Source organism: Nocardia transvalensis (assembly GCF_015477765.1).
Taxonomy (GTDB): Bacteria; Actinomycetota; Actinomycetes; order Mycobacteriales; family Mycobacteriaceae; genus Nocardia; species Nocardia transvalensis_A.
Genome location: NZ_JADLQQ010000005.1, coordinates 589,117 through 607,172 on the forward strand (window position 1 = coordinate 589,117; position 18,056 = coordinate 607,172).

An 18,056-nucleotide genomic window follows, 5' to 3' on the forward strand; every position below is an offset into this window, starting at 1 on the left:
AGATTACTCTCGCCGGTCCGCCAGCACCGGTCAATTGATGATGGATGTTCGATGCACCCCCGCACCGAATCTCCGTTTTCGACTCGAGCACGTGTATTCGTCGTTCGATTTACACCGCCGCGCCGCCGACCGCGAGACGACACGATCGGTCTCCAGTGAACACGAACCCACGAAGGGGGAAGTAGATGCCGCTGCGTATGGATGGTGACATCGCGGTGGTCGGAATCGCCTGCCGGTTTCCCGGCGCCGCGGGCCCGGAGGCGTTGTGGTCGCTGCTGACGTCCGGAACCGCCGTCGACTCACCGGTTCCGGACGGGCGCTGGGCGCCCGACGCACTGGCGGGCGTGTCCGATGCCGAGGCCGACATCATCCGGCGCGGCGCCTTCCTCGACGACGTCGCCGGGTTCGATGCCGAGTTCTTCCGGGTGTCACCCCGGGAGGCCGCGACGATGGATCCCCAGCAGCGGCTGATGCTGGAGCTGAGCTGGGAGGCATTGGAGGACGCGGGAATCGCGGGTCGATCGGTGTCGGGTACCCGCGCCGGCGTGTTCGTCGGCGTCGCCGGTGACGACTACACCACGCTCGGGCGCGACCGGGGCGCCGACGCGATCACCGCGCACACCTTCACCGGATCCCAGCGCTCCATCGTCGCCAATCGCGTGTCGTATTTCCTGGAGGCGAAGGGGCCCAGCCTCGTCGTCGATGCCGGACAGGCATCCTCACTGGTCGCGGTCCACCTCGCCGCGGAGAGCCTGCGCCGGGGCGAATGCTCCCTCGCCATCGCGGGCGGGGTGACCCTCCGGCTCACGCCGCATCACGCCCTCGCCGCCCACCGGATCGGGGCGTTGTCTCCGGACGGGCGGTGCCATGTGTTCGACGCGCGCGCCAACGGTTTCGCGCAGGGCGAGGGCGGCGGCGCCGTCGTGCTGAAGCCGCTGGCCGCCGCGCTCGCCGACGGCGACGATATCTACTGCGTCATTCGCGGCAGCGCGGTGACCAATGACGGTGGCGGCGAGCACCTTTCGACGCCGACCGTCGAGGGTCAGGCCGAGGCGATCCGCGCCGCGTACCGGCAGGCCGACATCGACCCCGCCACGGTCGCGCATATCGAGCTGCACGGCACCGGCACGCCGACCGGTGATCAGGTCGAGGCCGCCGCGCTCGGCGCGGTGCTCGCCGCGACGCGCGAGGCGGGAAATCCCCTGCACGTCGGGTCGATCAAGTCGAACATCGGTCATCTCGAAGCCGCGGCCGGTATCGCCGGTTTCATCAAGACCGCGCTGTGCGTGCGCGCCGGAACTCTCGTTCCCACCGCGGATTTCCGCATACCCAACCCCGACATCCCGCTGGACGAGCTGAATCTGCGTGTCCAGACCGACGTCGAGCCGATTCCCGGCGACTCGGCGGTGCTGGGCGTCAGCTCCTTCGGCATCGGTGGAACCAATTGCCACGTCGCGGTTTCCGCGCCGCCGCCCTCGCCGCGCCGAGCGGAAGGCTCGTCCGCCGCGGCGACACCGGTGCCGCTGGTGCTGTCGGCCGCCGGTGCGGCGGCCCTGCGGGCACAGGCGACCCAACTCGCCACGGTGCTCGAAAACGGTGCGGACCTGCTCGATGTGGGGTGGTCGCTGATCACCACGCGTTCGGAGTTCGAGCACCGCGCCGTGGTGCTCGCACCCCACCGCGATGCCGTCGGCTCGGCGCTCGAGGGGCTTGCGGCGATCGCGTCCGGCGAGCCGAATCCCGCGGTAGTGTCCGGACGGGCGGTCGACGCGGCCGGCCCGGTATTCGTGTTTCCCGGTCAGGGGTCGCAGTGGGTCGGCATGGCGGCCGAATTGCTCGACTCCTCGGCCGTTTTCGCCGCCTCGATCGACCGGTGTGCGAACGCCCTTGCGCCGTTCGTGGATTGGTCGCTCACCGAGGTGCTGCGCGGCAACGGGTCCGCCGCGGCCCTCGACCGTGTCGACGTGGTGCAGCCCGCGCTGTGGGCGGTGATGGTCGCGCTGTCGGACGTGTGGCGATCGCTGGGTGTGCGGCCCGCCGCCGTCGTCGGTCACTCGCAGGGTGAGATCGCCGCCGCGTGCGTGGCGGGCATGCTCTCGCTGTCCGACGGTGCGCGTGTGGTCGCGTTACGCAGCAGGATCATTGCTCGTCAGCTCGCGGGCCGGGGCGGCATGGCGACGGTCGCGCTGCCCGCCGACGAGCTGCGCGAGATCCTCTCCGACTATCCCGAGGTCGGTCTGGCGGCGCTCAACGGCCCGCGGTCGGTCGTGGTCAGCGGCCCGTCCGAACCGCTCGAGCGACTGCTCGAGCTGCTGGACAGCCGTGCGGTTCGGGTGCGGCGCGTCCCTGTCGACTACGCCTCGCATTCGGCCTACGTCGACGCCGTCACCGAGGAATTGCTCGACGCCCTCGGCCCGATCACGCCCCGGGCCGGCGATATCGCCTTCCATTCCACCGTCACCGGCGGTGAGCTCGGCGGCACCGAGCTCACCGCGGCCTACTGGTGTCGCAACCTGCGCGAGACGGTGCTGTTCGAGCCCGTCGTGGCGGCATTGTCGCAGCGGCACACCGCGTTCATCGAACCGAGCCCGCACCCGGTGCTCACGGTCCGCGTACAGGAGACCGCCGAGGCGGCCGGGGTGCCGGTCGCGGCGATCGGGACACTGCGTCGTGACGAGGGCACGCACACGCGGCTGCTGAGCTCGGCCGCCGAGGCTTGGACCGCCGGGGTCGCGATCGACTGGACCGCGGTGCTCGACGGCACCGGCGCGCGCCGAGTTCCGTTGCCCACCTACCCGTTCCAGCGCACGCGCCACTGGCTCGACACCGTCGACGCCGTGGTTGCGGAGGACATGTCGGCGCTGGCGCTACGCCTGCGGGAGGCGGGCACCGAGAATCTGCGCGATGTCCTGCTCGATATGGTGCGCAGGCATACGGCGGTGGCGCTGGGCTTCGACACGCCCGGCGAGGTCGAGGACGCGACGCCGTTCCGGTCGCAGGGGTTGACCTCGATCGTCGGGGCGACGCTGTGCACCGGCCTCGCCAAGGCGACCGGGGTGGGCCTGCCGCCGACGGCGGTCTTCGACTATCCGACGCCGCTGGCCCTGGCCGCCCATCTCGAAGAACGCGTGCGGGGCACCACTGCCGCCGCCGTCCCGGTCGCCCCGGCACGGACGGCGGCCCGCGACGACGATCCGGTGGTGATCGTGGGTATGGCCTGCCGCTATCCGGGCGGGGTGTCCACGCCGGAGGAGCTGTGGCGGCTGGTCGCGGCCGACCGTGACGTGATCGGCACCTTCCCCGCCGACCGCGGCTGGGACCTCGACGGCATGGGTGCCTCGATCACCTCCCGCGGCGGATTCCTCTACGACGCGGCCGAATTCGACGCGGCGTTCTTCGGCATCTCCCCGCGCGAGGCCCTGGCCATGGACCCCCAGCAGCGGCTGCTGCTCGAAACCGCGTGGGAGGCCCTCGAACGCGCCGGCATCAACCCGCAGACACTGCGCGGCAGCGACACCGGCGTGTTCATCGGTGCGATGGCGCAGGATTACGGCCCACGGCTGCATGAACCATCGGACGGCACCGACGGTTACCGATTGACGGGCACCACGGGCAGCGTGGCCTCGGGCCGGGTGGCCTATGCGCTGGGTCTGGAGGGACCGGCCGTCACCGTCGACACCGCGTGCTCGTCGTCTCTGGTCGCCCTGCACCTCGCCGCGGAGGCGGTGCGGCGCGGCGAGTGTTCGATGGCGTTGACCGGTGGCGTGACGGTCATGTCCTCGCCCGGAATCTTCGTCGAGTTCAGCCGGCAGGGTGGGTTGTCACCGGACGGTCGCTGCAAAGCGTTCTCCGACAGCGCCGATGGCACCGGCTGGGCCGAGGGCGTGGGTCTGCTTCTCGTCGAACGCCTTTCCGACGCCCGGCGCAACGGCCACCCCGTCCTCGCGATCGTGCGTGGCTCCGCGATCAATCAGGACGGCGCGTCCAACGGGCTCACCGCACCCAACGGCCCGTCGCAGCAACGGGTCATCCGACAGGCCCTCGCCGACGCCGGACTACGACCCGCCGATGTGGACGCCGTCGAGGCCCACGGCACCGGAACGCGACTCGGCGACCCGATCGAGGCCCAGGCCCTGCTCGCCACCTACGGACAGCACCGCCCGCAACCGCTGTGGCTGGGGTCGATCAAGTCCAATATCGGCCACGCCCAGGCCGCCGCCGGTGTCGCGGGCGTGATCAAGATGGTCATGGCCATGCGGCACGGCGTCCTGCCCCGCACCCTGCACATCGACGGTCCCACCACACACGTCGACTGGTCCGCGGGCGCCGTCCGGCTGCTGACCGAGCAGCAGGCCTGGCCCGAACACGATCGACCGCGGCGCGCCGGTGTCTCGTCCTTCGGCATCAGCGGCACCAATGCCCATGTGGTGCTGGAGGAGTCGCCGGACGCGGAGGTCCCCGCGGCCGGTCCGCGGGACGGCGCGGCCGATCGCGGGCTCGACGCGCCGTGGCTGCTGTCGGCTGTCGACGAGAACGCGGTGCGCGCCCAGGCGCGGCGTCTGCGCGAACACCTGCAGGAGCAGGAGGAGATCGATCCTGTCGCGGTCGGTGCCACGCTCGCGACCGCACGTCCCGTCTTCGGGCTGCGGGCCGCGGTTTTCGGCGCGAATTCCGCCGAGCGCGCCGAGGCGCTGGCCGCGCTGAGCCTGGGACAACCGCATCCGGGACTCGTTCGCGGTTCGGCGGCCGCCGCGGGTGATGTCGTGTTCGTCTTTCCCGGTCAGGGTTCGCAATGGGCCGGGATGGGCGCCGAACTCCTCGACACCACACCCGTATTCGCCGAATGGATCCACCGCTGCGAACAAGCACTGGAACCGTTCGTGAACTGGTCACTCACCGACGTCCTGCGAAACGACCATGCCGCACTCGACCGAGTCGACGTCGTCCAACCCGCCCTCTGGGCCATCATGGTCGCCCTCGCCGAAACCTGGCGCTCCCTCGGCATCGAACCCACCGCCGTCATCGGCCACTCCCAAGGCGAAATCGCCGCCGCCACCATCGCCGACATCCTCACCCTCCACGACGCCGCCCGCATCGTCGCCCTCCGCAGCACCATCATCGCCCACCACCTCGCCGGACACGGCGCCATGGCCTCCATCGCCCTGCCCGCCGACACCGTCCGAGACCACCTTACCGACCACCCCGACCTGGACATCGCCGCACTCAACGGACCCCAATCCACCGTCGTGGCCGGATCACCGCAGCCGCTGGAAGAACTGCTGTCCACCCTCGAACAGCGCGAGATTCGGGTACGCCGCATCCCCGTCGACTACGCCTCACACACCGCGCACGTCGACGGCATTCGAGCCGAGCTGGACGCGGCACTGGCGAACATCACCCCACGACAGGGCCGAATCGCGTTCTACTCCACCGTCACCGGCACCCGGCTCGGCGGCACCGAACTCACCGCCGACTACTGGTTCCGCAACCTCCGCCACACCGTCCTGTTCCACCCCGTCGTCCAGTCCCTGCTGCCCACCCACACCACCTTCATCGAACCCACCCCACACCCCGTCCTCACCGCAGCCATCCAGGACACCGCCGACGCCTCCGAGACCTCCGTCACTACCGTCGGCACGCTGCGCCGCGACCAGGGCACCGGTGCCGACCTGCTCACCTCCGTCGCCCACGCCTGGGCGCACGGTGTCCCCGTCGACTGGCACACGCAGTTCCCCGACGCACCTCGAATCCCGTTGCCCACCTATCCGTTCCAGCGCACCCGCTACTGGCTGGGCACCGCCGTGCATCCGGTCGCCGCCGAAGCGGACGACGACGGATTCTGGGCGGCAGTGGAATCCCACGACGCCGACGCGGTGGCGTCGGTGCTGGGTCTGCTCGAGGATCGGCCGGGCTGGCTCGCGCAGGCGACGCCCGCGCTGGCGCACTGGCGCGAATCGCGGCGCGCGAACACCGAACTCGATGCCCTGCGGTACTCGGTCGAGTGGGCGCCATCGACCACGATCAACGGTGCAGCCCCGGCCGGGACGTGGCTCGTGTTCGTGCCGGACACCGCGCACGAGCCCGCCTGGGCACCGGCGGTGCGCACTGCGCTGCGCGCGGGCGGCGCGGAGGTCGTCGAGCTGCGGCTCGGCGCCGCCGATCGCGTCGCATTGCGCGATCGTCTTCCCCACGCCGTCGACGGGGTGCTGTCCCTGCTCGCATTGGACGAGTCGCCGTATCCGGGCAGCCCCGCGGTCCCGACGGGTATCGCGACGACGCTGACGGTGGTCCACGCGCTCGCCGATGCCGAACTCGAGGTCCCGCTGTGGATCCTCACCTCGGGCGCGATCGCGGTGAACCGCGCCGACGACCTGCGCAGCCCCGTGCAGAGCCAGGTGTGGGGACTCGGTCGCGTTGTGGCGCTGGAACAGCCCGAACGCTGGGGCGGGCTCGTCGACGTCACCGCCGAGCCCGACGATCGGGCGATCGAGCGGCTGCTCGCCGTGCTGACTCAGCGGACCGAGGACCAGGTCGCCATCCGCGAAACCGGTGTATTCGCACGCCGATTGGTGCACGCCACCGCCGCCGCACCGGCCCCGGAGAAGCGCGCCGCCCGCGACACGGTGCTCATCACCGGCGGGACGGGCGCGCTCGGCGCGCAGGTCGCTCGGCGCTTCGCCCTGGAGGGGGCGCGCCATCTCGTGCTCGCCGGTCGCCGCGGCCCGCAGGCACCCGGCGCGGACGAGCTCGCCGCCGAATTGCGGGCCCTCGGCGCCGAGGTCAGCGTCGTGGCATGCGATATGGGCGACCGGGAGGCCGTGGCGCGGCTGCTGGCTCGGTTCCCGGTGACCTCGGTGATCCACGCCGCGGGCATGCTCGACGACGCGGTGGTCGACTCCCTCACCGTCGACCAGCTCGACCGGGTGCTGCGGGTGAAGGCCGAGGGTGCGCGGCATCTGCACGAACTCACCGCGGACACGGAACTGGACGAATTCGTCCTGTTCTCCTCGATTTCCGGTGTTCTCGGCATCCCCGGCCAGGGCGGCTACGCGCCCGGCAACGCCTATCTGGACGCGCTCGCCGAGCACCGCCGCGGGCGCGGCCTTCCGGCCACCTCCTACGCGTGGGGTCCGTGGGCGGGTGACGGCATGGCCGCGATCGGCAGCGTGGAGGACCGGCTGCGCCGCCACGGTGTGCCGCCCCTCGCGCCCGACCGCGCGCTGGCGATTCTCACCCGCGACGAGCCCGAGGGCAGGGCGACCGTCATGGTGGCCGATTTCCGTTGGGACCGTTTCTTCCTCGCCTACACCGAGGCCCGCCGACGGCCTCTCATCGAGAACCTGCCCGAGGTTCGCGCGCAGCTCGACGCGGGCGCGGGCACTCGGAGCGACGAACCCGGTTCGGGGCTGGCGACGCGGGTGCGCGCGCTGCCCGCGAGACAGCGGTCGGCGGCGGTGCTCGATGTGGTGCGGGCGCAGGTGGCCGCGGTACTGGGATATGCCGACACGGCCGCCGTCGATGTCGAAAAGCCTTTCCACGACCTCGGATTCGACTCGCTCACCGGTGTGGAACTGCGTAACCGGCTCGGTGCGGAGGCCGGCGTGCGGCTGCCGTCGGGCCTGGTGTTCGATCACCCGACGACCGCCGCGGTGGCCCGCCATCTCGAATCCGTCATCCTGGGCGCGAACGAGACCGAGGCGCGCCCCACGACCGCGGCGGCGAGCGACGACGACCCGGTGGTGATCGTCGCGGCGGCGTGCCGCTATCCGGGCGGGATCGACTCGCCGGAGGCGCTGTGGCGGCTGGTCGTCGACGGCGGCGATGCCATCGGCGACTTCCCGACCGACCGCGGGTGGGATCTCGCGCGGCTGCTGCCGGAGGTGCCGGGCGGGCCGGGGACCTCGGTCACCGGTCGCGGCGGGTTCCTCCACGATGCGGCGGATTTCGATGCGGCGTTGTTCGGGATCTCGCCACGCGAGGCGCTCGCGATGGACCCGCAGCAGCGGTTGCTGCTGGAGACCGCCTGGGAGGCCTTCGAGCGCGGCGGTATCGATCCGATGTCGGTGCGCGGCAGCGATACCGGCGTGTTCGTCGGCATGTCCTATCACGACTATCAGACCCGGGTCGCCGAGCCGCCGCAGGATCTGGAGGGGTACCTGCTGACGGGTGCGACACCCAGTGTCGCCTCCGGCCGGATCTCCTACACCTTCGGCCTCGAAGGCCCGGCCGTCACCATCGATACGGCATGCTCGTCGTCGCTGGTGGCATTGCACCTTGCCGCCGAGGCGGTGCGGCGGGGCGAATGTTCCCTCGCCCTGGCCGGCGGTGTCGCGGTCATGGCGACGCCGCACATGTTCACCGAATTCAGCCGCCAGCAAGGACTTTCGCGGGACGGCCGGTGCAAGGCCTTCTCCAGCGACGCCGACGGGTTCGGCTCCGCGGAGGGCGTGGGCCTGCTGCTCGTGGAACGGCTGTCCGAGGCCCGGCGGCGCGGCCATCCGGTGCTCGCCGTCGTGCGCGGGTCGGCGGTGAACCAGGACGGCGCGTCCAACGGGCTCACAGCCCCGAATGGTCCTTCGCAGCAACGCGTCATCCGCCAAGCCCTCGCCAATGCCGGACTGCGGCCCGCCGACGTGGACGCCATCGAAGCTCACGGCACCGGAACACGTCTCGGCGACCCCATCGAGGCGCAGGCGCTGCAGGCCACCTACGGGCGCGACCGCGAGGAGCCGCTGTGGCTCGGCTCGGTGAAATCCAATATCGGTCATACCCAGGCCGCGGCAGGCGCCGCCGGTGTCATCAAGATGATCATGGCCCTGCGGCACGGCATCCTGCCGCAGACGCTGCACGTCCTCGAGCCGACCCCCGAGATCGACTGGGACTCCGGCGCGGTTCGACTGCTGACCGAGCAGCAGCGGTGGCCCGATCACGACCGCCCGCGCCGCGCGGCGGTCTCGTCCTTCGGCGTGAGCGGCACCAACGCTCACGTCGTCCTCGAAGCGCCTCCCGTCGCCGACGAGCCCGACACCCCGCGCCCTGCCCCTGGGGCCGTGCCCTGGGTGCTGTCGGCGAAAACTCCCGAGGCACTGCGTGATCAGGCCCGGCGACTGCTGACGGTCGCCGACGAGGACCTGGCCGATATCGGATGGTCGCTGGCCGTCACCCGTGCCGCGCTCGACCATCGCGCGGTCGTCGTCGGTGGTGACCGCGAGCAACTGCTGGCGGGGTTGACCGCCCTCGCCGAGGGGGCGCAGGCCGAGACGGTGGTCGAGGGCACGGCGGATTCCGTCGGCAAGATCGTGTTCGTCTTCCCGGGCCAGGGTTCCCAATGGCTGGGTATGGGTGCCGAACTGCTCGACACCGCACCGGTATTCGCCGAATCCATCGCACGCTGCGAACGAGCGCTGGCGCCGTTCGTCGACTGGTCGCTCACACAGGTGTTGCGCACCGACGACTCCGTGCTCGACCGCGTCGACGTGGTGCAACCGGCGCTGTGGGCGGTCATGGTCGCCCTCGCCGAGACGTGGCGCTGTTTCGGTGTCGAACCCGATGCGGTCATCGGCCACTCGCAGGGCGAGATCGCCGCCGCCTACATCGCCGGGATCATCACCCTCGAGGACGCCGCGCGCATCGTCACCCTGCGCAGCCACATCATCGGCCACCATCTCGCCGGCCACGGCGGCATGGCCTCCATCGCCCTGCCCGCCGAGGACCTCGAGCACCTCCTCGCGGACCATCCCGCCCTCGGCATCGCCGCCCTCAACGGACCGCAATCCACCGTCGTCGCCGGACCTCGAGAGCCACTGGAACATCTGCTGTCGACCCTGGAACAGCGCGACGTCCGGCTGCGGCGCATCCCGGTCGACTACGCCTCCCACACACCGGGCGTCGAAGCGATCCGAGCCGAGCTCGACGTGGCGCTGGCACCCGTAACTCCGCGGCCGGGCGACATCACCTTCTATTCCACCGTCACCGGAACCCCGCTCGACGGCACGGAACTCACGGCCGACTACTGGTTCCGCAACTTGCGGCAGCCGGTGCTGTTCCACCCCACGGTCGAAACCCTCGTCTCCGGCCACCGCGTCACGTTCATCGAACCCAGCCCGCATCCCGTCCTCCTCCCGTCCCTCGAGGAATCCGGCGACACCGTCACCGCCATCGGCACCCTGCGCCGCAACGACGGCGGCCTCGACCGCCTGCTCACCTCCGCGGCGACGGCGTGGGCCCACGGCATCGACGTCGACTGGGCCGCGCAATTCCCCGGGGCACGACCGATTCCCTTGCCCACCTACCCGTTCCAGCGCACCCGCTACTGGCTGGAGGGACAGGCGACCGGCGCGGCGAATCTGGCGGCGGCCGGGCAGACGGCGCTGAACCATCCGTTGCTCTCGGCGCGCGTCGACCAGCCGGACGGGCGCGAGATTCTGCTCACCGGCCGGATCTCGATCGACACCCATCCGTGGCTCGCCGATCACGCCGTGGCGGGCGTGCTCCTGCTGCCGGGGACGGCCGTGCTGGAGATGGCGGTGCGGGCGGGCGACGAGGTCGGCTGCGATCTCGTCGAGGAGCTCACGCTCACCACGCCCCTGGCGGTGCCCGAGCGCGGCGGAATCCACCTGCGCGTGCAGGTGTCGTCGACCGGCGACGGCCGCCACACGGTCAGCGTCCACGCGCGACCGGAGGATGTGCTCGAGGGTGACGGGTGGACCCTGCACGCGAGCGGCACGCTGACGCGCTCGGGCCGCCCGGCCCCCGCGGCGCCCGCCGCCCGCCCGACCCCCGACGCCGAGCCCGTGTCCGTGGACGCCGTGTACGGACGCCTCGCCGGGCACGGCTACTCCTACGGCCCCGCGTTCCAGGGGCTGCGGGCCGTATGGCGTTCGGGCCGTGACGTATTCGCGGAGATCGCGTTGCCCGAGGAGCAGCGCGCGGGCGCGGAACGGTTCACCCTGCACCCGGCACTGCTCGACGCGGCCGCGCAGACCGTCCTGCTCGCGGCTCCGCTGCGGGACGGCGCGCCCTCGGTGCTGCCGTTCGAGTGGCGCAGCTTCACCGTGCACACGACCGGTGCCGTGGCGGCGCGGGTGCATCTGCACACCGTCTCCCCGACCGAGGCCCGGCTGTCGATCACCGACCCCTCGGGCGTGCCGGTCGCCGAGGCCGAGGCGTTGGTGCTGCGCCCGGTGGACCTCGCCGGGCTGACCCGCCTCGGCGTCGGGCGCAGTGACGCGCTGTTGCGCGTCGAGTGGAGCGAGTTCACCCCGGCCTCGGTGGTGCCCGCGGATGTCGTCTCGCATGTCGACGTGTCGGATGCGGCCGAGCTCGCCGCGCTGGCCGCCGCATTCGAAGAAGACGACGCCGAGCTGCCGAGCCTGGTGTTCGCCCGTCTCGACCTCGGGCTCGACGAGGGCGCGGAGCCATCGGCCTCGATCGCGCGCGCCGAGGCCGTGCGAGCGTCGGAACTCCTGCAGTACTGGCTCGCCGAGCCGCTGTTCGACGAGTCACAGCTCGTGCTGGTCACCCGGCACGCCGTTCCGGTGCTCCCGGACGATCCGGCGTCCACCCGGTTCGCGACCGTCTGGGGCATGGTGGCCTCGGCCCAGACCGAGCATCCGGACCGATTCGTCCTCGCCGACGTGGACGGCGCCGACGCCTCGTATCAGAGGCTGCCCATCGCGGTCGCCAGCGGTGAGCCGCGAATCGCCGTGCGCCAGGGCCGACCCCGGTTCCCCCGGCTGGTGCGCGTCGGCGAGGCTGCCCAGGCCGACGCGCCCGTCGGTCCCGACGACACCGTCTTGATCACCGGCGGCACAGGAACTCTCGGCCGACTCGTCGCTGGGCATCTGGTCGAGCAACACGGGGTATGCCGCCTGCTGCTCGTCAGCAGGCAGGGCGGCAGCGCCGACGGAGCCACCGAGTTGCTCGCCGACCTGCGGGCCGCCGGCGCGCAGGCGGAGATCGTCGCATGCGACGTCGCCGACCGGCACGAGCTGACGCGACTGTTCGACGATCTCCGCGACACCCACCCGGTGACCGCCGTGATCCACGCCGCGGGTGCACTCGCGGACGGAGTCGTCGACTCGCTCACCCCCGAACTGCTCGACGCGGTGCTGCGGCCGAAGGTCGATGCCGCGGTGCACCTGCACGACCTGACCCGCGAGCACGGCGTGCGCCGGTTCATCCTGTTCTCCTCGGCCGCAGGGGTTCTCGGTCCCGCCGGCCAGGCGGGATATGCCGCGGCGAACGCATTCCTCGACGCGCTCGCCCGCTACCGCAGGCAGCACGGCGCACCGGCGGTATCGCTGGCGTGGGGATTGTGGGACGAGCGCAGCGGGCTGACCGCCGACCTGACCGACGCGGACCTGCGCCGCCTGTCCGAACTGGGTATCGGCGCGATGCCGACCGAGTCCGCGCTGTCGCTGTTCGACGCGGCCTGGAACGGCGAGCACGACGACGCCGCGCTGGTTCCGGTACGGGTGGACGCCCGTGCGCTGATCGCATCCGGCGGCCCGATCCCCCCGCTGCTGCGGGACCTGGTTCGCGTGCCGGTTCGGCGTGCGGCCGCACGTCCGGACGACGACGCACGCCCGCTGGCGGACATCCCCGCCGATCGGCGGGCGAGCGTCCTGCTCGAACTCGTCCGGACCCGGGCCGCGGCAGTGCTGGGGCACGGCTCCGCCGACGGGGTTCCGTCGAGTCGCGCGTTCCGCGACCTCGGGTTCGATTCGCTCGCCGCCGTCGAATTGCGCAACCGTCTCAATGTCGCGACCGGCCTGCGCCTGCCCGCCACCATCGTCTTCGACCACCCGAACCCGATCGCGCTGGCCGAGCACATCGAACAGGCGCTGTACGGACGTGCGGACGCGCCACCGGAGGCCCTGCCCGCCGGGCAGATCGACGACGATCCGGTGGTCATCGTCGCGATGAGCTGCCGGTTCCCCGGCGGCGGCACTACCCCGGAAGCGTTCTGGCAGTTCGTTTCCGACGCCGGCGATGCCGTATCGGCCATGCCGTCCGACCGCGGATGGGACCCGACCGCGCCGCGCGAGGGCGCGTTCCTGTACGACGCGGCCGAGTTCGACCCGGACCTGTTCGGGATCTCCCCGCGCGAGGCGCTCGCGATGGATCCGCAGCAGCGACTGCTGCTGGAGACCTCCTGGGAACTGTTCGAACGCGCGGGTATCGATCCGATGTCGTTGCGGGGCAGCCGAACCGGCGTCTTCTCGGGCGTGATGTACCACGACTACGGCGCCCGCCTGACCGATGTGCCCGCCGACGTCGAGGGATATCTGATCAACGGCAGCGCGGGCAGCGTCGCCTCCGGACGGGTCGCCTACGTCTTCGGCCTGGAGGGGCCCGCGGTCACCATCGACACCGCGTGCTCGTCGTCGCTGGTCGCGCTGCATCTCGCGGCGCAGGCGCTGCGCTCCGGCGAATGCAGCATGGCACTGGCCGGTGGTGTGACGATCATGGCGACGCCCGCCCCGTTCGTGGAGTTCGGTCGGCACGGCGGGCTGTCGCACGACGGCCGGTGCAAGGCCTTCTCCAGCGACGCCGACGGCACCGGCTGGGGCGAAGGGGCCGGAATGCTGCTGCTGGAACGGCTTTCCGATGCTCGACGCAACGGCCACCCGGTCCTGGCGGTCGTGCGTGGCTCGGCGGTGAACCAGGACGGCGCGTCCAACGGTCTCACCGCTCCGAATGGCCCTGCGCAGCAACGGGTCATCCGCCAGGCCCTCGCCAATGCCGGGTTGCGCCCGTCCGAGGTGGACGCGGTCGAGGCCCACGGCACCGGAACCCGACTCGGCGATCCCATCGAAGCCCAAGCACTCCTGGCCACCTACGGACAGGACCGCGACGAACCCCTGTGGCTGGGCTCGGTGAAATCCAATATCGGCCACACCCAGGCCGCCGCGGGCGCCGCCGGAATCATCAAGATGGTCATGGCCTTGCGGCACGGCACGCTGCCCCGCACGCTGCACGTCGACCAGCCGACGCCCGAAGTCGACTGGGACGCCGGCAAAGTCGCGCTCCTCACCGAAACCCAGGTCTGGCCGGACCACGGTCGCCCGCGCCGCGCCGCCGTCTCCTCCTTCGGCGTGAGCGGCACCAACGCCCACGTCATCATCGAACAGGCACCGGCGATCGAGCCTGCTGCGGGCGACCCGCGCGCGCTGCCCGTCGTGCCGTGGGTGCTGTCGGCTCGCGGCCCGGCCGCACTGCGGGACCAGGCGATTCGGCTCGCGGACGCGGTGACCGAGGCCGATTCGACGCTCGACGTCGGCTGGTCGCTCGCCACCACCCGTGCCGCACTCGAGGACCGCGCGGTCGTCCTCGCGACGGACGAGGCCGACCGGACAGCGGCGCTGCGCGCGCTCGCCGAGGGTGTCACGCACCCGGCGGTGATCACCGGACGTGCCGCCGAGGGCGGAGTGGCGATGGTGTTCTCCGGGCAGGGTTCCCAGCGGCTCGGCATGGGCCGCGGCCTCTACGACGCCTACCCGGTGTACGCGCAGACGTTCGACGCGGTATGCGCCCACCTCGACCCGCACCTTCCGGAACCGTTGCGGGACATCGTGTTCGGCGACGACGTGGATCTGCTCAACCAGACCCGCTACGCCCAGCCCGCACTGTTCGCCCTGCAGGTGGCCCTCTATCGGCTCTGGGAATCGTGGGGCATCACCCCCGCCGTCGTGGCCGGGCACTCCATCGGCGAGGTCGCCGCGGCTCACATCGCCGGAGTCCTGACCCTCGCCGACGCGGCCGAGCTGATCGCGGTCCGCGGCCGGTTGATGCAGTCCTTGCCCGAGGGCGGGGCGATGGTGGCCGTGGACATCCCCGAGAGCGACGTCCTGCCCTTGCTGGACGGATACCGGGACCGGGTCGGCATCGGCGCGGTCAACGGTCCGAATTCCCTTGTGCTGTCCGGTGAGCGCGGCGCACTCGTCGACATCACCGAGCGCCTCGACGGGCATCGGACGCGCTGGCTGCGCGTCTCCCACGCCTTCCACTCCCCGTTGATGGAGCCCATTCTCGACGAATTCCGCAGCGCTGTCGCCGATTTGACGTTCTCGGCACCGACGATCCCAATGGTCTCGACCGTCACCGGGGCGCCGATCGACGACACCACCCTCGCCGATCCCGATCACTGGGTCCGGCATGCGCGCCAGACGGTGCGTTTCGCCGACGCCCTCGCCGCGATCGTGGCGCACACCCCCGCCGTGTATCTGGAGATCGGTGCGACCGCCGCGCTGACCGCACACGTCACCGGCACAGCCGTCGCGTCGCTGCGTCACGACCGGCCCGAGCCGCAGGCGCTCGCCCTCGCGCTCGCGCACCTCGTCGTCACGGGCCAGAGCCCGAACTGGCACAACTACTTCGCGGATACGAACGCCCGCGCGATACCGTTGCCGACCTACGCGTTCCAGCACCGGCGCCTCTGGCTCGACAACCAGCCCTCCGGGGTGGTCGATCTCGGTGTGGCGGGTCTGGACAGCGCGGACCACCCGATCCTCAAGGCGTCGGTGACCTTCCCGTCGTCGGATCGGATGCTGTTCACCGGCCGGGTGTCACTCCAGGCGCAGCCGTGGCTGGCCGATCACGCCGTGCACGACGCGGTGCTGTTCCCCGGTACCGCATTCGTCGATCTGGTGCTGTACGCCGGACGCCGCAGCGGCCACCCGCGGGTGGTGGAGCTCACCTCCGGTGTCCCGCTGGTCCTCGCCGAGAACGAAGGCGTCCGGATTCGCGTCGAGGTCGACGAACCGGTGGACGGCCGCCGGGCGGTTGCGGTGTTCTCCCAACCGGAGGGTGCGGATTCCGACGAGCCGTGGACGCGGCACTGCGACGGTGTGCTGGATGCCGCACCCGTCGCGCGGCCCGAGCCCATCCAGTGGCCCGCGGACGCCACACCGGTCGACGTCACCGACTTCTACGCGCGAATGGCCGAGACCGGCATCGCGTACGGTCCGGCGTTCCGCGGTCTGCGGGCGGCGTGGCGCAGCGGCGACCAGATGTTCGCCTCGGTCCAACTGGACGACGCGGCCGACGGTTTCGCCGTGCACCCGGCATTGTTCGACGCCGCACTGCACATCACCGCGGTCGCCGCCGACGCGCAGGCGAACCTGCCGTTCCACTGGTCCGGTGTCGCGCTGCACGGCCGTGTGGGCCGTGAGCTCCGGGTCAGGCTCGTCCGCCGCGGTCCCGACGAGGTCTCGCTCGACCTGGCCGACGAGTCCGGTGCTCCGCTCGTCTCGGTTTCCTCGCTCGTGGGGCGGCCGGTCTCCGACGACCGGCTGCGTGCGGCGCGGGCATCGTCGCTGCGAATGGACTGGCAGCCGATCGCGCTGCCGCCCGCGACGGAACTTCCGACCGACACCGCGATGCTCGAAGTCGTTGTGCGACGGTCGGATCGGGGTGATCTCGCCGAATCCGCCCGGCTCACGGCCGAGCATGTGCTGAATTCCGTCCAGGACTGGCTCGAGCGGCAGACCACCACCGCCACACGGCTGATCGTCGTGACCGACGGCGTCCGGTCCGCCGATCCGGACCGCCGTCTGCCCGCCGCCGCGGTGTGGGGTCTGGTGCGATCGGTGCAGGTCGAACATCCCGGCCGGGTGGTGCTGGTCGACACCGACGGCGGCACCGATCGACTCGCCGCCGCCGTGGCGTCCGGCGAAGCACAGATCGCGCTGCGCTCGGGTCACGCTTTCGCTCCGCGGCTCGTACGCGGGGTTGCGTCCGCCGCCGACGTTTCCTGGGACGGCACCGTGCTGGTGACCGGGGCGAGCGGGGCGCTGGGCCGCTTGGTCGCCCGGCATCTGGTCCAATCGCACGGGGTTCGCCGGCTGCTGTTGGTCAGCCGCCGGGGCGCAGACGCTCCGGGCGCCGACGACCTGGCCGCCCGGCTGCGTAAGCTCGGCGCCGAGGTGGAATTCGCGTCCTGCGACGTCGCGGACCGGCAGTCGCTCGCGCGGCTGTTGGCCGCGGTGCCCGAGCGGTGGCCGCTGTCGGCGGTCGTGCACTGCGCCGGAGTGGTCGACGACGCGACGCTGGCGGGCCAGTCGGGCGAACGCCTGCGGACCGTGTTCGCGCCCAAGGTCGATGCCGCATGGCATCTGCACGAGCTGACCCGCGATCGGAATCTGTCGGCGTTCGTGCTGTTCTCCTCCGCCGCCGGAGTACTGGGTTCGGCCGGACAGGCGAATTACGCCGCGGCGAACGCGGTCCTGGACGCGCTCGCCGAAATCCGGAGGGAACAGGGACTTCCCGCGCTCTCGCTGGCGTGGGGCCTGTGGGGCGCCGCGGACGGCATGGCCGGCGAACTCGGGGATGCCGATCGTCGCCGCCTGGCGCGCACGGGTGTGGTACCGATCCGGGAGGAGCAGGGCCTGGCGATGTTCGACGACGCGCTCGGATCCGAGGACGCGCTCGTCGTCCCGCTGCTGCTGAACCGTGCGGCGCTGCGGGAGGCGGCCGATATACCCGCCGTATTGCGCGGATTCGCACCGGCCGCGACTCGGCAACCCGAATCCGCCGAGCGGGCCGTCGAATCGCTGCGGGATCGGATCGGCGGTCTCGTCGGCGAGGAGCGGAGGAGCCTGCTGCTCGACGCGGTGCGTGCCGAGGTGGCCGCGACGCTCGGGCACGCCTCCCCCGCCGCGCTCGACCCCCGCAGGAGCTTCACCGAGTTGGGCTTCGATTCGCTCACCGCGGTCGAATTGCGCAACCGGCTCACCGCCGTCACCGGAGTGCCGCTCCCGGCCACTCTCGCGTTCGACCACCCGTCGCCGGAGGCGCTCGCCGCGTTCCTCGACGACGAATTGCCCGGCGCCACCGACACTCTGCTCGCGGAGCTGGATCGTCTGGAGGCGTTGCTGCGGGCCGAGTCGGCCGCCGACCACGAGCAGGTCGCCCAGCGCATCACGAGTCTGCTCACCGTCTGGAACCTGCGCGGCTCCGGCAACGGGAACGGACACCACAGCACGGACCTTGCCGACACCACCACGCCGGAGGAGTTGATGGAGTTCATCGACCGCAACCTCTGACGCAGTCCC

The 18,056-nt window shown here is 71.6% G+C and carries 1 protein-coding gene; it reads left to right on the forward strand.

Annotated elements, in window-relative coordinates; translation table 11 throughout:
• Nucleotides 1-185 precede the first annotated feature (185 nt).
• A complete protein-coding gene (locus tag IU452_RS38200; RefSeq protein WP_228817987.1) occupies nucleotides 186-18,047 on the forward strand; it encodes a type I polyketide synthase in 17,862 nt (5,953 codons plus the stop codon).
• Nucleotides 18,048-18,056 lie beyond the last annotated feature (9 nt).